The 16,729-nt window shown below is 35.2% G+C and carries 19 protein-coding genes and 1 pseudogene; 14 read left to right on the top strand and 6 right to left on the bottom strand.

What is annotated here, in order from left to right:
- Positions 1-49: 49 nt before the first annotated feature.
- The 4 genes from ACNART_RS02490 to ACNART_RS02475 form a co-directional block, all read right to left on the bottom strand.
- Complete coding sequence (locus tag ACNART_RS02490) at positions 50-514, bottom strand: HIT family protein (protein ID WP_198619943.1); 465 nt, start codon at positions 512-514, stop codon at positions 50-52.
- Positions 515-579: 65 nt separating this feature from the next.
- On the bottom strand, positions 580-1,557 hold the full coding sequence (hemB, locus tag ACNART_RS02485) for a porphobilinogen synthase (protein ID WP_072064069.1): 978 nt from the start codon (positions 1,555-1,557) through the stop codon (positions 580-582).
- 345 nt (positions 1,558-1,902) lie between these two features.
- Positions 1,903-2,265, bottom strand: coding sequence for a hypothetical protein (locus ACNART_RS02480; RefSeq protein WP_198619945.1), 363 nt, complete (start codon positions 2,263-2,265; stop codon positions 1,903-1,905).
- A 736-nt stretch (positions 2,266-3,001) separates the two neighbouring features.
- Positions 3,002-3,223: a DUF2594 family protein gene (locus ACNART_RS02475; RefSeq protein ID WP_006536484.1), complete on the bottom strand. Its 222-nt coding sequence runs from the start codon at positions 3,221-3,223 to the stop codon at positions 3,002-3,004.
- 271 nt (positions 3,224-3,494) lie between these two features.
- Here ACNART_RS02475 and ACNART_RS02470 point away from each other — a divergent pair, with 271 nt between their 5' ends.
- From ACNART_RS02470 to ACNART_RS02445, 6 genes are all read left to right on the top strand, one after another.
- The gene (locus ACNART_RS02470; protein WP_196532572.1) at positions 3,495-4,379 is read left to right on the top strand and encodes an NAD(P)H-hydrate dehydratase; all 885 of its coding nucleotides are present in this window, start codon (positions 3,495-3,497) and stop codon (positions 4,377-4,379) included.
- 142 nt (positions 4,380-4,521) lie between these two features.
- Complete coding sequence (locus ACNART_RS02465; protein ID WP_036912874.1) at positions 4,522-4,950, top strand: universal stress protein; 429 nt, start codon at positions 4,522-4,524, stop codon at positions 4,948-4,950.
- Positions 4,951-5,068: 118 nt separating this feature from the next.
- A complete protein-coding gene (locus ACNART_RS02460; RefSeq protein ID WP_072064066.1) occupies positions 5,069-5,407 on the top strand; it encodes a hypothetical protein in 339 nt (112 codons plus the stop codon).
- A gap of 66 nt (positions 5,408-5,473) precedes the next feature.
- The gene (locus ACNART_RS02455) at positions 5,474-5,911 is read left to right on the top strand and encodes a universal stress protein (protein ID WP_088495397.1); all 438 of its coding nucleotides are present in this window, start codon (positions 5,474-5,476) and stop codon (positions 5,909-5,911) included.
- A gap of 354 nt (positions 5,912-6,265) precedes the next feature.
- Entirely contained in the window at positions 6,266-7,069 is an 804-nt protein-coding gene (locus ACNART_RS02450; RefSeq protein ID WP_198619946.1) for a threonine/serine ThrE exporter family protein, read from the top strand.
- Positions 7,060-7,533 (top strand): threonine/serine exporter, encoded by a 474-nt coding sequence (locus ACNART_RS02445; RefSeq protein WP_198619947.1) that lies wholly within the window; start codon positions 7,060-7,062, stop codon positions 7,531-7,533. The genes ACNART_RS02450 and ACNART_RS02445 overlap by 10 nt, the downstream gene beginning before the upstream one ends.
- Positions 7,534-7,537: 4 nt before the next feature.
- Here ACNART_RS02445 and ACNART_RS02440 read toward each other — a convergent pair whose 3' ends face one another.
- Positions 7,538-7,720 (bottom strand): hypothetical protein, encoded by a 183-nt coding sequence (locus ACNART_RS02440; RefSeq protein ID WP_064720096.1) that lies wholly within the window; start codon positions 7,718-7,720, stop codon positions 7,538-7,540.
- Between the two features lie 253 nt (positions 7,721-7,973).
- Between ACNART_RS02440 and ACNART_RS02435 the strand changes: the two genes are divergently transcribed.
- Complete coding sequence (locus ACNART_RS02435) at positions 7,974-8,957, top strand: endonuclease (RefSeq protein WP_232797457.1); 984 nt, start codon at positions 7,974-7,976, stop codon at positions 8,955-8,957.
- A gap of 15 nt (positions 8,958-8,972) precedes the next feature.
- On the opposite strand, the gene ACNART_RS02430 is transcribed toward ACNART_RS02435, so the two are convergent.
- Complete coding sequence (locus ACNART_RS02430) at positions 8,973-9,416, bottom strand: methyltransferase family protein (RefSeq protein ID WP_198619948.1); 444 nt, start codon at positions 9,414-9,416, stop codon at positions 8,973-8,975.
- Positions 9,417-9,768: 352 nt separating this feature from the next.
- Between ACNART_RS02430 and phoH the strand changes: the two genes are divergently transcribed.
- The 7 genes and pseudogenes from phoH (at position 9,769) to ACNART_RS02395 (ending at position 16,676) form a co-directional block, all read left to right on the top strand.
- Positions 9,769-10,554 (top strand): phosphate starvation-inducible protein PhoH, encoded by a 786-nt coding sequence (gene phoH, locus ACNART_RS02425; RefSeq protein ID WP_198619949.1) that lies wholly within the window; start codon positions 9,769-9,771, stop codon positions 10,552-10,554.
- Positions 10,555-11,007: 453 nt separating this feature from the next.
- Positions 11,008-11,598, top strand: coding sequence for a fimbrial protein (locus tag ACNART_RS02420; RefSeq protein ID WP_100160253.1), 591 nt, complete (start codon positions 11,008-11,010; stop codon positions 11,596-11,598).
- Positions 11,599-11,648: 50 nt separating this feature from the next.
- Complete coding sequence (locus ACNART_RS02415) at positions 11,649-12,341, top strand: molecular chaperone (protein WP_198619950.1); 693 nt, start codon at positions 11,649-11,651, stop codon at positions 12,339-12,341.
- A pseudogene (locus ACNART_RS02410) lies at positions 12,295-14,543 on the top strand (fimbria/pilus outer membrane usher protein); the annotation flags it as partial. The gene ACNART_RS02415 and the pseudogene ACNART_RS02410, both read left to right, overlap by 47 nt.
- Positions 14,520-14,867 (top strand): FimD/PapC C-terminal domain-containing protein, encoded by a 348-nt coding sequence (locus tag ACNART_RS02405; RefSeq protein WP_416303436.1) that lies wholly within the window; start codon positions 14,520-14,522, stop codon positions 14,865-14,867. The pseudogene ACNART_RS02410 and the gene ACNART_RS02405, both read left to right, overlap by 24 nt.
- Positions 14,868-14,878: 11 nt before the next feature.
- The gene (locus tag ACNART_RS02400) at positions 14,879-15,958 is read left to right on the top strand and encodes a fimbrial protein (protein ID WP_198619951.1); all 1,080 of its coding nucleotides are present in this window, start codon (positions 14,879-14,881) and stop codon (positions 15,956-15,958) included.
- Between the two features lie 25 nt (positions 15,959-15,983).
- On the top strand, positions 15,984-16,676 hold the full coding sequence (locus ACNART_RS02395; protein WP_232799387.1) for a molecular chaperone: 693 nt from the start codon (positions 15,984-15,986) through the stop codon (positions 16,674-16,676).
- The last annotated feature ends 53 nt before the right edge of the window (positions 16,677-16,729 follow it).

The following is a 16,729-nucleotide window of genomic DNA, read 5'->3' as shown; positions in this document are numbered from 1 at the left end:
CACTTATCCGTTATTTTTTTATAAAGATTTAATACCTGTTTTCTTTTTATTATCGGCTATTTTTTCTGATCAACGCTGCTAATTGTGCAAGTTCTTCATCACTCGCACGTTCAAAATCATGCGATGAAAGATATCCGGGGTATTTCTCAAAGAAAATCTTTTGTTTATTTTCAATAGGCGCCCATTTTGTCATATCACCTGTGCCGTGCATCGGGCTAAGTTTACTATGAACATGATCAACCCCAAACCCTTCAAAAAACATTCCTGAGCGTGAAACATCGGGGAATGTTTTATCTAAGATTTTTGCTACTTTTTTTGTCGCGATAACCAATAATGCTAAAGCTTCATCGTTTAAATCAAACGCATAACTCGGGTAGTGCTTTTTGGGAATAACAACGGTAAAACCTTTGGTATTGGGAAAAATAGAGAGGAAAGCAAGATGATGATCATCCTCCCAAATTTTATGGCAAGGCGCTTTACCCGCAACGATTTGGCAGAAAATACAGTTATCCATAGTCGTAGCCTCATATCTATATTCTACATACTTCAACTTATTGAATTATTTAGCGTATAAGGTGATTAAAGTAGATTTCTTTCTGCTAAATCAAGTGCGAAGTAAGATAGAATTAAATCTGCACCTGCACGTTTAATTGAGCCTAAAGTCTCCATTACCACACGATCTTCATCGATTGCACCCGCTAATGCCGCAAATTTAATTTGCGCATATTCACCGCTGATTTGATAAGCCGCTAAAGGTAATAAAGTACGTTCACGCACATCGCGAATAATATCTAAATAAGCACCCGCTGGTTTTACCATCAGCATATCAGCGCCTTCTTGCTCATCAATTAATGATTCACGGATCGCTTCACGGCGGTTCATTGGATTCATTTGATAAGTTTTACGATCACCAATTAAGCGAGAGCCTGCTGCATCGCGGAAAGGACCATATAAGGCAGAAGCAAATTTAGTCGAGTAAGAAACAATACCTGTGTCGCTAAATCCTGCTTTATCAAGTGCGGCACGAATAGCAGCAACTTGGCCGTCCATTGCCGCTGATGGCGCGATAAAATCAGCACCCGCTTGTGCGGCAGCAACAGCTTGAAGCCCTAAATTATAGATAGTTTCATCATTATCAACATGTTCACCATGTAAAACACCACAGTGACCATGTGATGTGTATTCACAAAAACAGGTATCAGACATGACAATCATTTCTGGTACGGCATCTTTACAAATACGAGACATGCGAGAAACTAAACCGTCACTTTTCCAAGCATCACTTCCTGTTTCATCAAGGTGATGTGATACGCCAAAAGTCATAACAGTTTTAATGCCTGCTTTTGCAATGCGTTCAATTTCATAAGCAAGGCGTTTTTCAGGAATACGAACGACACCTGGCATGCTTTTAATCGGTTGGTAATCATCAAGCCCTTCTTCTACAAAGATAGGCAGAGCGAGATCATTTTTAGTCAGAGTTGTTTCTTGAAAGAGCGCGCGCAGGTTTTCTGACTGGCGTAGTCTTCTTAAACGCTGGATGGATTGTTCGTTGCTCACAATATCTCCTTTTTATGGCCAGTACTAACAAGTATTTACCGAGGTATTATAAACCTTAATATTGATACATAGATACTCTATAATTCATACTCGTCATACTTCAAGCTGTAGCGTTGTTGGCTGCGTAGTCACTACTTATGTATGCTCCTAGCGACTCATTCACTTGTCGCCTAGCTACATCTTGAATTATTTAGAGTATAGAACGTTAATTATAGAGAAAAGAGAAAAGAGAAAAGAGAAAAGAGAAAAGAGGAGAGGAATAAGTGATAGGTGAGGGGAAAATAAAAAAGAGCAGGATAATTTCTACTCTTTATATTGATTTTTACCCATTCTTTAATGAGAAGATTATTTTTTTGGCTCTTCTAATGCTGCAACCATTTGAACTTTACAAGCCGCAACAATTTGAGTTAAACCATCTTGGAACTCTGCGCGAGAACCAATTTCAGATTTGGCTTCACGTAAAGAATTAACAACCTCAATAGCACCTTCAGTGAATTGTGCTTCAGTTGCTTCCAGTTTTGCAAAATCAAATTTCTTTGCACTCAGAGAGGCCATTGCATCTTTAGCAATTTTCTCTGCTGGTTCTTTTGTATCATAAGCTTTAATTGAGATATCTTTAAAAGTATCGCAGTAATCATCAGCCATTTTTGTTGGGTTTGCAAAAGCAACAGCAGGTAATAATAGCAGAGATAAGAGAAGTGGTTTCATTTTAGCCTCATGTTTATTTTTTAGTACATATTTATTGAGTGTAACATATAAACAGGAGTGACGATAAATCAGAAAAAGTGTAAAAATATAAATAGTTAATATTTTTAATCCTATTGGTTTTAGTTGCTTTCGCTATAATTGTGTTTAGGGACAATAAGCTAGCAAATTTTGACATAATAAAAACTTACAATTTACAATATATAAAATAACTCAAAATACAATAATATTAGGATTTATCTTTATTTACATTTTATACGATTAATTTTTATTTGTGTTAAAAGTAACAAAATGTGCGCTTTAAATATAAAAAACAGAATAAAAAAGTTAAGTGATTATCAGTTATCATTGAGATGATTTTAATACATTGTATTTAATAAGTTAATTTATGTTCGTGTTGGCAATGATGGCAAGATTTCTAATTCTATTATTTAATCCAAATAACATTAAAAATTTTAAACAAAAATAAGTTTTGATAGTGACTATTGGTTAAATACACCAAAAGAAAACAAACTCATTATCATTTGGATGATATGAAAAGAATTTGAATAGAAATATTGAGGCGGGTAAAAAATCCCCTCTATAAAGATAGAGGGGTAGCTAAATGAATAAAGAATGGTTTATTTCGAGATTGAGTATATAGGAAATTTGAAATCAAAATTTGTTTATTTGTGCAGCACAAAAAGATTAGAAAATAGAATAAAAATATGTGCGAGTACTCAATTCGAAAATAAATGTATTATTGACGATAGGCTGTCTTAATTTGGCTAATCGTATTACGGAATGTTTCTGCTTGTTTTTCATCATCAACTTCTGCAATAGCACGTTCAATGTTTAAAATAACACGTCCAGCATCTGCTTGACCTAATGCTTTTAACATATAGGTGACTAGTGTTTTTAAGCAAGCCACTTCTTCTGCTAATGTTTCTACATCTGCTTGTGTTTTAAACTTCTCGTTCATTATCTACGTTCCTTTGTCTTTAATTTATAAATCATATCAGGCTAGGTCATTAGAATAGCAAAGTCTCAGCAAGGTATGAATAGCGATAATAAAAGCATTTTATCATATTGAATTTGTTAGCATGATAAAAAGACAAAATAGCCAGTGATCCCATTTATTAGTCGAAATCAGGCTATACTTTGAACGTTATGCTTTTAACGTTAATACAAACAAAATGTGGTAGAGCAACCATTGCGAGCAATAAGAAAAATGCAGAAAAAGGGAAAATAATATGAATGAAGAACAATTATTACAGGCTATCACTCATTATCCCGCACTTTATCAGCGCAAATCAGGAAATACACATAAAGGAACATTCGGCACATTAGGTATTGTAGGTAGCTCAGAAGGAATGAGCGGTGCTATTGTGTTAGCAGGCAAAAGTGCATTGAAAGCAGGGTGTGGAAAGGTATTTCTTGGTTTTGCTCAATCGCAACTTCCTATCCCTTTTATTGATAGTGCACCAGAGCTTATGCTTAAAACAGCCCAAGCGTTGATAAATCAGCAGGATATTTCTGCTTGGGCGATTGGGTGTGGATTAGGATTATCTGCAAATTCTGAAGAAATCTTATCAATAGCTTTAGCACAGCGTAATGAAAATAGACCTTATGTTTTTGATGCGGATGCATTAGTGTTAATGGCTAATCTTAAATCAGAACTCTCACTTAATCAGCACTGTGTATTAACACCACACCCTAAAGAAGCGTCTATTTTGCTTAATTGCACGCTAAATGATATTCAAAATAATAGAGAAGAAGCGGCGAAAGAAATTGCGAAGATTTATCATTGCTGGGCAATTATCAAAGGTCAACATACCGTAGTGACTTCTCCGAAAGGGGAAATCACAATTAATACAACTGGTAATAGTGGATTATCAACCGCGGGGAGTGGTGATGTGCTAACAGGCGTTATGGGAAGTTTTTTAGCACAAGGAATGACAATGGCGGATGCGGTGAGAAGTGCTGTTTGGATACATGGAATGTCGGCGGATATTTTAGTTAAAAAAGGTATTGGACCAATCGGATTAACTGCATCAGAATTGATTGATACTATCCGGAATATTCGCAATCAAATATGGACATTATCACAGCAACATAATGCAAACTATTTTGAATAATCGCTTTTATTTTTTAGCTTAACGTATTAATAATTAAAGTAGGTTTATATTAAGATTAGGTTGTTTTTAGTTAATTCACTCACAGTAATCTTTGGGTTATTGCGATAGGATTAAGGCAAATGGAGAGTTAAGAGGAGTTATTATGTATAAAACGATTTTAGTGCCTATTGATATTGTGGAAGAAGAGTTAACCAGTAAAGCGGTACGACATGCTGTGTATTTAGCCAAAGAAACAGGAGCTAATTTACATTTAATTCATGTTCTTCCTATCTCTTCAGCAATCATTAATGCTTATTCATTGGGTTATCCAGAAATTAAAGATAAAGCGACAGTGAAAGCAGAGAATGATATGCAAATGTTGGTAGATTCGGTGGATTTGCCTGCTGAAAAGGTCGCTTATACGGTTACTTTTGGCTCACCTCGTGATGAAATTTTGGTCACAGCAAAAGATATTCAAGCAGACTTAATTGTGATTGGTTCACGTAGACCTAATATTAGTACTCATTTATTAGGTTCAACGGCAGCGGGTGTTGTTCGCTATGCTGAAATTTCAGTGTTAGTTGTTCGTTAATATATTACTAATATGCTATGAGCATCCCTCATAGCATATATTTTAGTTTTTTTGCGTAGCTTATCTTATTTATTCAATAAGCAGTTTATTGAATAAACAGTCTAGAAAGTGGATAAGAATGGAAAAATTTACCGAAGAACTTTTAAGGCTCGATCATTTTATTCTACGCATCTTACGCTATTATGTAATAGGCTCTATTTTCTTTTTCTTAGGATTATTACCTGGTGTATTAGGGTTTTATTTAATTGAAGGGCATACCTTTATGGAATCTTCATTAAATGCAATCTCTATGTTAAGTGGTCAGCCAGTAGAGCCAGCACCTGCAACCCCAACAGGGCGCTTTTTTATTGCAATCTATGGTTTATTTCTTCAGTGTGTTTTTATTTTATCGATTGGGCTTGTAGTGACACCTTTTATTCATCGACAATTGCATAAATGGCATCTTGAGGAAGATTAAATAAGCAAGCTGTGGGTTTAACGCTACAATAATAAACAGACAATAATCTGATAATGAGGAGTTGCTATGTACAAGACAATTCTAGTACCTGTTGATATTTCAGAAGATGAGTTAACGACTAAAGCCTTACAACACGCTGTTTATATTGCTAAATTAGAAGGCGCAAAACTGCATCTTTTCCATGCTATTCCTGATATTTCACGTTTCTCTATTAGTTATAGTTACCATTATGACATGCTCAGTTCTTTTGCAAATAAAGCACTTGAGCGTGTACAAGAACAACTGCAAGAATTAGCTAATGGTATTGATTTGCCAAATGAACAAGTTGAATTTTCAGCTGTATTTGGTTCTGCAAGAGATAAAGTTTTAGAGCTGGCTGAAAAAATTAATGCTGATTTAATCGTGATTGGCTCACGCCGCCCAAGTATTTCGACACACCTATTAGGCTCCAATGCATCAGGTATTGTCGCTTATGCTAAACAATCTGTTTTAGTTGTTCGCTAAAATTTTTTATAAAAGTTAAAAAATAGCCTAAAACCCCTAGATTTTTTATTTAGGGGTTTTTTATTTTTGCATTTAAGCATTGCCATTTTAAATTGATTTGTGCGTGTGATTGCTTATTAAAATAGTGATAGCTATTTGATGATGCGATTTAAAAACAAGAATGGGTATTTATCATTGTATTGTACTTTCCTATGCCAATATTTATGGCTATCCATCGATAAAATTGATCTACTTACTGCCTAAAATATTTTATTTGTTCATAATAGTATTGAAAGATAATAGAGCGAGAAACGAGCTATGCTGATAAACTTTATATTAGCAATGGCTCGTTTTGGATTAAAACTAAGGCATAGTATGGATAATGAGATAATGGCAGAGTGCACAGCCATTTCACAAGATAAACAGCGTGAAATTACCAAGTTATGTATTCAAACTGCGTTGTTGCTATTGCAACATGGCGCAGAAAGTATGCTGGTTGAACAGCTTTCAACCCGTCTAGGTTTAGCTTTAGGTGTACATCAAGTCGAAAGCGCAATTTCTGCTAATGCAGTTGTATTAACCACGATTGTTAACGGGCATTGCCAAACATCAACACGAAAGATAGTCGACCGTGGCATTAATATGCATGTTGTGACAGAAGTTCAGCATATTGTTATTTTGGTTGAACATCATCTTGCAGATATTCATGAAGCCAGAAAACGCTTTGAGCATATAAAACCATTACGTTATCCTCGTTGGGCGATTATTTTTATGGTTGCCTTATCTTGTGGTTGTTTTTCTAAATTGAATGGTGGTAATTGGGATGGCTTTTTAGTTTCTGCCATTGGTGGTGGTTTTGGTATGTTTGTACGCCAAGCATTAACACATCGCCAAATGAATCCATTAATTAATTTCTGTATTACGGCATTTGTAGCAACTTCAGTTTCAGGTCTATTATTAAAGCTCTCTTATTTTCAAACTACAGCGACTATTTCAATGGCTGCCAGCGTCTTATTGTTGGTTCCCGGATTTCCTTTAATTAATGCTGTCGCTGATATGTTTAAAGGGCATGTTAATACTGGCTTAGCGCGTTGGGCAATGGCAACAATGTTAACATTGGCAACCTGTCTAGGTGTTATTTTAGCCATGGCAGTATGGGGGTTAAGAGATTGGGCATAATAACGATAATTCTTACCCTGATTGAAGATATGATTTTAGCTGCTATTCCTGCGGTCGGTTTTGCAATGGTATTTAATGTACCTTCAAGGGCATTAAAATATTGCGCATTATTAGGTGCAATAGGCCACGGCTCTCGTACTATTTTAGTGATGAGTGGTATGAACATTGAGTGGTCAAGTTTTTGTGCTGCTATTTTAGTGGGGTGCATAGGTATTCAATGGTCACGCTGGTGGCTTGCACACCCTAAAGTTTTTACTGTTGCAGCGGTTATTCCTATGTTCCCTGGAATAAATGCATATATAGCGATGATCTCAGTGGTGAAGTTAACGCAAATTGGTTATAGCGCGGAAATTTTTGAAGCTTTAGTTACTAATTTCCTTAAAGCTTCATTTATTGTCGGTGCGCTCTCTATCGGGCTATCCTTGCCGGGATTATGGTTGTATCGCAAGCGTCCGAGTGTATAAAAGCTTATACGGCGTGTTGTAGCGAATTTAATGTAATATCTAGCTCATTTTTGTCGGAAATAATAATTTGAATTCGTAATTTATTCTCAGATTCTAAACTGGCATGCGCTTTAACATCTTCGTTATTCGCATGCTTTTTTGTTATCTCGACTAATTCGTCCATCAAATTCAGCATATTCTCATTCATTTTTAAATTTCTCCAAATCATTGATGGAGTAAACCATAGCAAATCCCTTTTGCGTTAATGTCGAGAATAACGGCTTTTTCTATCACCATTCACGCTTATTGTTTTATTTTTTATACAAAAAATAGCAAGAAAGATTGCCCAAAATAAATCAAAAAAAGGTAATATTAGGCAAAATAAAAATAAGATTATCAGTTGGTTATTAAAGATAATTCTTATTGGGTTTAATAAAATAAAGAGTAAGGCAGATACCACTTTGAGAAAAATATTACACTATACCGCGGTTGTGTTGGGTTTATTTGTTATTGCGCTAAATGTTCAAGCACAAGCCCCTGAAAATTTCACCAAAGCGAAAGAGATAGCAAAAGAACGTATTTATTATGATCAAAATCAAAAATCGCAAGGAACGATTTATTGTGGTTGTGATTGGGAATGGGTAGGGAAATCGGGAGGTCGCGTTGATTTAGCCAGTTGTGGTTATCAAGTGAGAACACAGCAAACAAGAGCGGCTCGTATTGAGTGGGAACATATTGTTCCAGCATGGGTTTTTGGGCATCAACGTCAATGTTGGCAAAATGGAGGTCGAACTAACTGTGTGAAAAACGATCCTGTTTTTGGCAAAATCGAAGCCGATTTACATAACTTAGCGCCATCTATTGGTGAAGTTAACGGTGATCGTAGCAATTTTAGTTTTGGACAATTACCCGCTCAAGCACCTTATCAATATGGGCAATGCCGTAGTCGTGTTGACTTTGCTTCTCGCACCTTTGAACCTCGGAATGAAGTCAAAGGCCAAGTGGCAAGAGTTTATTTCTATTTACACGACCGTTATAACCTCTCAATGTCACGTCAGCAACAACAGTTATTAATGGCTTGGGATAATGCTTATCCACCAACCGCATGGGAAAAAGAGCGTGATAGCCGTATTGCTCGTATTGTTGGATATCATAATCCTTTTGTAACGGGTGAAATGAAATGGCAATTAGGGCATAAAAATAGTGGTGCAGGATTATCTGCAACAAATAGTACGCCAGTGACTAGAGCCAAAGTGGAAACACCGAAACAAGCCAGTACACCACAATCGGGAGACATTAAGGGTAATGTAAATAGCAAGATCTACCATTTTGCACATTGCTCAGGTTATAAAACAATGTCAGATAAAAATGCGGTTTTATTTAAAACAGAGAGTGAGGCCATTAAGGCAGGTTACCGTTTAGCTAATAACTGTAAACAGCCTTAATCGTAATTATTTAGATTACATCCAACGACGAACGTGGCGACAATATTGTTGCCACGCTTGTGGAAATAATTCACTTAAGATTTTCTCTTCACGCACTATCGTATAGCGATCAGTAATAAAGTAAAACGCAATTGCCGCGCCCAAAAATCCCCAATTACCAAAAATAAAAAATAACCCAATACTAATATCTAAGAAACCGAGATACATAGGATTGCGACTTATTTTATAAGGGCCACTTATTACTAATTGTCGAGGGGTGTGATTGGGGTTAGGAGAGGTTTTTTGTTTAATAAAAAATGAGAGGCAATAAAAAAGCCAGATCCCTGAAGTCGTAATGGTGAGCAAACCGAGGTAAAAAAAGAAGCCCATTTTGAGAGAGCCAGAGTGAAGTTCAAAACCAATAAATGGAATTAGGTTAAGTAATAACCAATAAACAAAAGGTAATCGCAAGAAACTCATTTACTTCCCCCTAAAATAGCACTTAATTGTTATTTTTATGTTAAGTCCATCTCGTTATAAATCATTTCAGTATTGAAAATATTTTTCTTTTGTCATTATACTGTCATAAAGCTTCGTTAATTTTCACTCTAACTCCATGATGGGGAATATGAATGACAGAAGCAATGGAAATATCTCGTTACTCACAGAAAACCGGCAACAACCGTTCATTGATGTTTAATGTTCAGGATTGTGACCGGTTTTTTTGTTTTTTGCGACTAAACAGGGTCTGAAGGGGACTCATCGGTAAGTGAATGGAATATAAACAGAGATGTCGATGACTTTTTGAAGACTAACAAGGATAAATTCCACTATGAGTAGACAAAAAGCAGCAACACGTTTACGCCGAGAAAATAAACGCACCTCACGTAAAGAGCAACGTAATGGGGCACATCGAGATAATGTTATGGTCTTACCAGGATTTGGGGATATCAATACAATTGGTATGGCCAGAGAAAAGCGTGATGAGAGGGTGTTATCTCCTCGTAACGAAGCGCAACGCCAATATATAAATGCAATTAAACATCAGAATCTTATTTTTGCCACAGGGGAAGCGGGCTGTGGTAAAACCTTTCTCAGCGCTGCAATGGCTGCCGATGCTTTAATTAATAAAGAAATAGAACGTATCATTGTTACTCGACCTGTGTTGCAAGCTGATGAGGATCTTGGTTTCTTACCTGGTGATATTGCTGAAAAGTTTGCACCCTATTTTCGTCCTGTCTACGACGTATTAGTCAAACGTTTAGGCGCTTCATTTTTACAATACTGTTTAAGACCTGAAATCGGTAAAGTCGAAATTGCGCCTTTCGCTTATATGCGAGGCCGTACTTTTGAAAATGCATTTGTTATTTTAGATGAAGCGCAAAATGTGACGGTAAATCAAATGAAGTTATTTCTAACTCGTATGGGTGAAAATGTTACCGTGATTGTCAATGGAGATATTACCCAGTGTGATTTACCCTCAAATGTAAATTCAGGATTAGCAGATGCTCTTATTCGATTTGAAGCCAATAATCGTGTAGGCGTGATTAAATTTATGCAAGAAGATTGTGTACGCTCTACATTATGCCAACATGTATTAGCTGCTTATAATGATTAAATAGAGCATGGGAATTTTTGTATACATTTAAAAAGGCTGCATACTAATGTGGCCTTTTTATTTGTTGATTTTCCTTGATGTGATTTATCTTTTTTATTAATTGTGGAATATTTAATTTGAATAAAAAATTCCAAAATAAATCAATTCATTTATAGATATTCTTTTTATGACTTGTTATTAATAAATTAATTGTTATTGTTCTTTTGTTTATGATTTTTTAATTAGATAGTAATGCTAAATATTAATACATTTACATATTAACTAAGTGTGGTTATGAATCTAATTTGACTTAAGTCACAAATTTAAAAAAGCGGATAAATTCATTTGTTGGTTTTTTAAATTATGGCTAATATCAAATTGACTAGGGTCTAATTTCATCACCTTTAGTTAATGATGGCAATAATAGTAGCTTATTTTTGCTAATTAAATATTTGTCTATTCTTGGGGTTATATATGCTTAAAAATAAACTCCCACTGTCATTATTATCAGTGGCTATATTGTCGACGTCGGCATTTGCTGCAACCAACAGCGCTGGTGGAATAATCTCTTTCTCTGGTGCTATTAGTGATACCACCTGTACAATTAATGGAGGAAATAGTGCGGACTTTTCTATTTTATTAGATCCTATTACCGTAACGGATGCTGGAACAACGGCGAGTACTGTTATTGCCAAAAACCAAAAAGAGTTTGCTTTGACATTCTCTGATTGTGCTCCTGCATCTACGCCAAGTGGAAGTAATTTAAAGATACATTTCTCATCTGCAAATACCATTTCCACCAGTGGATTATATTTAGTCAATGATACCGCTAATGAAAATGATCCATTAGTGGCAAAGAATGTTGGCTTTAGTTTATCAACACCTGCGGCTCCAACAGTTGCTATACCACTGAACGCAACCTTTGATACAGGTATTAAAGGCGATAAAACAGCGCCAGATTCAGATACTCTGCGTTTAATTGCCAGTTACTATAAAACAAATGCGACAGCCGCTAAAACAGGGCCAGTACACTCTAACGTTATCTATACTGTTTCTTATTTATAATATAAAAAAACCAGACTCAATATTGGGTCTGGTTTTTTAGGATGTTTATAATGAAAAAGTTAATCGTTTTTTTAATGGCATTGATATTACCAACGAGTGTATTTGCTAATATTATTATTAATGGTACACGGGTTATTTATTATGAAGGAACAGATAGTGTTAATCTTCAATTAACCAACAATGGTGATTTAGCTTCACTCGTGCAAAGTTGGATTGATGATGGCGATATAAACTCTACGCCTGAAGATGCAAACTCTCCTTTTTATTTATATCCACCAATTGTAAAAATAGCAGGTAGGCAAGGTCAGACATTAAGAATAAAAAATTCTAATGAAAAATTATCAGGAAATGTTGAACGGGTATACTATTTAAATATTCTCGATATTCCAGAAAATGCCGAAGCATTAAAAGGAAAAAGCTATTTGCAATTAGCGATGAAAACACGAATTAAAGTTTTTTATCGTCCTAAAGATTTAACTGATAAGCCAGAACTTGTTAATGAGAAAATAACGTATCAATTAAATGGTGATAAAGTTTTAGTTAAAAATAACTCACAGTATCATTTCACGATAGCCTCGATTTCTACACAAGAGACACCCCGTGTTACGCTTGTAGATTCTGAAATGATCCCGCCGTTATCTTCTCGTGAGTTACCTTTAATTAATAAATTAAAAAGTAATTCCGCTGTTGTTATTTATGTTGATGATTTTGGTGTTTATAAATCACAGAATATTAAACTCTAATAGAGATAACATCGTGAATAATTCAAAATACCTCTCAGTTCTTATTTTTTTAGGAATACAAAATTATACTCAAAATCTGTATGCAGAGGGATTTGACACATCTTTATTAGTTGGAAAATCAAAGCATGGCGATATTTCACGATTTTATATTGATGATAAAGTACCTGAAGGAAAGCAACTTGTTGATGTGTATGTCAATCAGGTGTGGAAAGGGCAATTTGAAGTCAATGTGCTAGGAAATAATACAGGGATTAGTTTTGAGTCGGATGATGTAAATAAGTTAGGTTTAAATCTATCTTTGTCGGCAAAGCAAAAAATAGCACAGCAAAAAACAATTTTATCTAATGAATTGGCGACGGGAGTTGCTTCAACATTAGATATTAATAAATTAAGACTGGATATCACAGCACCTCAGATTTCTGTTAAACAATCAGAAGTGGGATATGTTGATCCCAGTTATTGGGAACAAGGTATTTCAGCACTGATTTTATCTTATAATTTAAATTACTATAACTACAAAGAGAAAAAAGGGAATAAGAGTAATAACGAGAGCTTTTTTGCCAATATTAATTCAGGAATTAACTTAGGGGCATGGCAGTTTAGAGACGAGTCTAACTATACTTATTATTCTCATGGTAAAAGTCAATGGAAAAATAATACTCGTTATATCTATAAAGCATTAAGTCAGATAACCGCGGGATTAACGATAGGTGATTTTTATACACCAGCCGCACTCTTTACCAGTATTTCATTTAGAGGCGCTTCATTGGCGACCGAAATGGGAATGCTACCTAATTCAAGTCAAGGGTTTGCACCTATTATTCGTGGCGTTGCACAAACAAACGCATTAGTGAGTGTTTATCAAAACGAAAACTTAGTTTTTCAAGAGAATGTGCCCCCTGGTGAATTTTCTTTTCGTGATATTCAGCCAACAGCTGGTGGTGGTGATCTGTTAGTGGTGGTTCAAGAAGCGGATGGCAGAAGAGAGTCATTTACTGTGCCATTTTCAGCCGTTCCCGATATGCTAAAAGAAGGTGTATATCGCTATAACGTGATGGTGGGGGAATCACGTATTAATAATACCGATTACCGACCTAAATTTGCGCAAGGTGAATTTCATTATGGACTAAATAACCTTGTTACGCTTTATGCAGGAGGAATTGCCAGTGAAGACTATTATTCGGCATTGATTGGTAGTGGTTGGAATTTCAAATTTGGGGCGATTTCTGCCGATATAACTCATGCAAGTGCAGATCTACAAACAGGCAAAAAAACAGGGCAAAGTTTTCGTCTTGCATAAGCAAATATATGGATGCCACACTAACTAATTTAACACTGGCGGCTTATCGTTACTCTACCCGTGATTATTATAGCTTTGTGGACTCAATTTACTCTCATGATAATTACCAAGCTTGGAAAGATTATCAAAATGATCTTGCTCAACAGCAGGGAAATAATAATGCTGCATCTGATTTAGATCTCACAACATTTGATGCACTACGCGGCTCTAGAGCAAAAAATACGTTTACCATAAACCTTAATCAATATTTAGGCGGCCAGCGAGGTGTTATTTTCCTTTCAGGAACGCATCGAAATTATTGGAATACTGATGAGAGTAATCGAGAGTATCAATTAGGTTATTCAAATAACTATAAAGATATTGCTTATAATCTTTCGGTATCAAAATTAAGAAATTACGATAATAAAGAAGAAACTCGTTATTATTTAAACGTCAGTGTGCCCATTTCATTCTTTGATAAAAGAGCAAATATTAATACTTCGGTTTATGCCACTGATTCACGCTATCAGCAATCTACATTGAGTATGAGCGGAACAGCAGGTAAAGATGACTTGGTTAATTATACCTTAACAGGCTCTAATCAGACGGGTGGGAATAATTTAGTCGGTGCTAATGTGAGCTATCGCCATCCTTATAGCACTTTATCTGCCTCTTATACTGAAGCAAATAATTATCGTCAAGGTGGACTGGGAACCCGAGGAACTATTGTTGCTATACCTAGTCATATTGCGTTTTCTGGGGATACTGGAAAAACTTATACTATTATTGAAGCGCCTATGGCGAATAATATGATGGTTAATGGGAATAAAGCGACATTAACCAATAATCAAGGTGTTGTTTTAGTCGCGAATACGATCCCTTATCGAACGAATACTTATATATTAACAAATACAGAATACCCATCGAATGCAGAAGTTTTAGGAAATATAACGCATGTTACGCCTTATTTAGGTGCTGTTAATCATCTCACATTAACCACGGATCAGCGCAAAACGTTCATTATCAGAGCTTCTTTAGAAAATGATGAAAGCTTACCTTTTGGTACTGAAGTTTTAAATAATAAGAAACAGAGTATCGGTTATGTTGGGCAATCGAGTGTACTTTATTTAAAAAGTGATGCGTTACCTTCTTCTGTCTCGATTAAATTAAATGAGGCAGGAAAAACAGAGTGTGTGATTAATCATTTAGTTAATACGATGGATAAAAATAGTAATATCTGTCGATAAAGGAAAGTCTTATGAAATCATCTGCCTTTATATTTTTAATGCTATTAGGAACAATAAGCCAGCAGGCAATCGCTAACTGTAAACCCGATAGCACTATTACTGCACCCAACGTTAATTTTGATTTATCTGCGGATTTAAATAGTACTTCAACAACGATCACAAAATCGAGTAGAACAACATTTCCAGGTACATATAAATGTACAGCAAGAGGATTATTATTTCCTAATACAGTAGGTATCGCTTCACCTTTTAATGATGGACGGACGGGAACAATTGGTTTTAATGGTGGTAAGCAGTTTGTTTCTATTACGTTAACGTCATTAGAAAAAGATAACGTAACGAATATTCCAGCGGGAACACATCCTGCTTCAGATTTAGATACTAACTTTACATTGAAATTTACGTTATTAAGTAGTAAACCTTCGACCAACTACACTGAAGTCAGTGGCAGTACAGCAATTGTTACACCCGTTATTTTAGCCTCTGATGCATCAAGTTTGGGGCTTGTTCAATGGTTATTGAATATTGTCACTAAATTAGTTCAATTTTTATTAACGTGGCAGTGGCCGGTTGATCAAAACGATATTTTCTTACAACCAATGCAAATTACATATAATCCTGTAATGACAACATGTAATTTTTCTAATGCAGGTTTAATTGTTTCATTGCCGTTAATTAGCGTAAAAGATGCAAAAACGGTAGATAAAGCAGGATATACCCCTTTTACATTAAATTTTACATGCCAAGATTTTTTGAGCGGTTCAAAAGCATCACGTAATATTAATATGTTTTTATCAAGCCAGAATTTATTGGCAACGGATAAAACCGTATTAACCAACACAACAGCACAAGGTGCAGGTGGTGTTGGATTCCGTGTCGTAAAAAGTGATAACACCGCAAGCCCGCTTATTTTATCTGACAATATTAATACACAAGGTAGTGCGACTAGTATTTTTAGTGTTAATCAAGGTGGCACCATATCCTCTGCATTTTCGATAAATATGGGCGCTTATTATTATCCTTATAATATTAATTCAGTCACTCAAGGAAAAATGACAAGTGCGGCAACACTTGTGATGTCTTACGATTAATAAGCCATAAAAAATGGAAGCGAAAATGAAAGGTGTTTTAATTCTATTATTCATGTTGATAACACATTTTACTTATGCAAGTGTGGTGCTTGAGCGCACTCGTTTAATACTTTCTGCCGATAAATCGATAATATCGTTGCAAGTTTTTAATCGAAGTGAACAGCCGACATTAATACAGAGTTGGGTAGATGAAGGGAATATTGCGTCCACACCAGAAACGACAACAGCACCTTTTATTGTTATTCCACCTATGGCAAAAATAACTGCAAATGGTGGATTACAATTAAAAATACAACAATTAGAAAACAGGTTACCCAAAGATAGAGAATCTGTTTTTTATTTAAATGTATTAGATATTGCACCTAAACCAGAAAATAAAGAAAACCTCAGTACATTACAATTAGCATTGCAAACACGAATTAAACTTTTTTATCGTCCAGCACAACTTAAGTTAACCACCGAGGATGTTTTTAAAAAAATAGGGATAACTCATAATGGAGAATATTTAGAAATAAATAACCCTACAGCTTATTACTTTACAATTTCGAAGATGTATTTTAATGATAAAGAAGCACTATTAACAAATGCCATTATGGTTGCTCCTTTTGCAAAACAGCACATTCAATATCAAAAGCAAACTGATATGAACCAAGTAATTACTGTTATCTATATCGATGATGATGGAAACTATCAGCAAGATAAGAAGAATATACATTAATTATATTTGTATAATAAAAAAGGCCGCATATTATTAATGAAATTAATATGCAG

The sequence above is a fragment of the Proteus sp. LHD240705 genome, from assembly GCF_047921555.1.
In the GTDB taxonomy this organism is placed as follows: domain Bacteria; phylum Pseudomonadota; class Gammaproteobacteria; order Enterobacterales; family Enterobacteriaceae; genus Proteus.
This window is presented reverse-complemented; position numbering and strand designations above follow the sequence as displayed.

Excerpts from the sequence above, each read along its gene's own strand:
- ACNART_RS02480 (WP_198619945.1), bottom strand. The coding sequence starts at position 2,265 with ATGAAACCACTTCTCTTATCTCTGCTATTATTACCTGCTGTTGCTTTT.
- ACNART_RS02395 (WP_232799387.1), top strand. The coding sequence starts at position 15,984 with ATGAAAGGTGTTTTAATTCTATTATTCATGTTGATAACACATTTTACT.
- ACNART_RS02475 (WP_006536484.1), bottom strand. The coding sequence starts at position 3,223 with ATGAACGAGAAGTTTAAAACACAAGCAGATGTAGAAACATTAGCAGAA.
- phoH (WP_198619949.1), top strand. The coding sequence starts at position 9,769 with ATGAGTAGACAAAAAGCAGCAACACGTTTACGCCGAGAAAATAAACGC.
- ACNART_RS02450 (WP_198619946.1), top strand. The coding sequence starts at position 6,266 with ATGGATAATGAGATAATGGCAGAGTGCACAGCCATTTCACAAGATAAA.
- ACNART_RS02420 (WP_100160253.1), top strand. The coding sequence starts at position 11,008 with ATGCTTAAAAATAAACTCCCACTGTCATTATTATCAGTGGCTATATTG.
- ACNART_RS02440 (WP_064720096.1), bottom strand. The coding sequence starts at position 7,720 with ATGAATGAGAATATGCTGAATTTGATGGACGAATTAGTCGAGATAACA.
- ACNART_RS02460 (WP_072064066.1), top strand. The coding sequence starts at position 5,069 with ATGGAAAAATTTACCGAAGAACTTTTAAGGCTCGATCATTTTATTCTA.
- ACNART_RS02400 (WP_198619951.1), top strand. The coding sequence starts at position 14,879 with ATGAAATCATCTGCCTTTATATTTTTAATGCTATTAGGAACAATAAGC.
- ACNART_RS02465 (WP_036912874.1), top strand. The coding sequence starts at position 4,522 with ATGTATAAAACGATTTTAGTGCCTATTGATATTGTGGAAGAAGAGTTA.
- ACNART_RS02415 (WP_198619950.1), top strand. The coding sequence starts at position 11,649 with ATGAAAAAGTTAATCGTTTTTTTAATGGCATTGATATTACCAACGAGT.
- ACNART_RS02430 (WP_198619948.1), bottom strand. The coding sequence starts at position 9,416 with ATGAGTTTCTTGCGATTACCTTTTGTTTATTGGTTATTACTTAACCTA.
- ACNART_RS02470 (WP_196532572.1), top strand. The coding sequence starts at position 3,495 with ATGAATGAAGAACAATTATTACAGGCTATCACTCATTATCCCGCACTT.
- ACNART_RS02490 (WP_198619943.1), bottom strand. The coding sequence starts at position 514 with ATGGATAACTGTATTTTCTGCCAAATCGTTGCGGGTAAAGCGCCTTGC.
- ACNART_RS02455 (WP_088495397.1), top strand. The coding sequence starts at position 5,474 with ATGTACAAGACAATTCTAGTACCTGTTGATATTTCAGAAGATGAGTTA.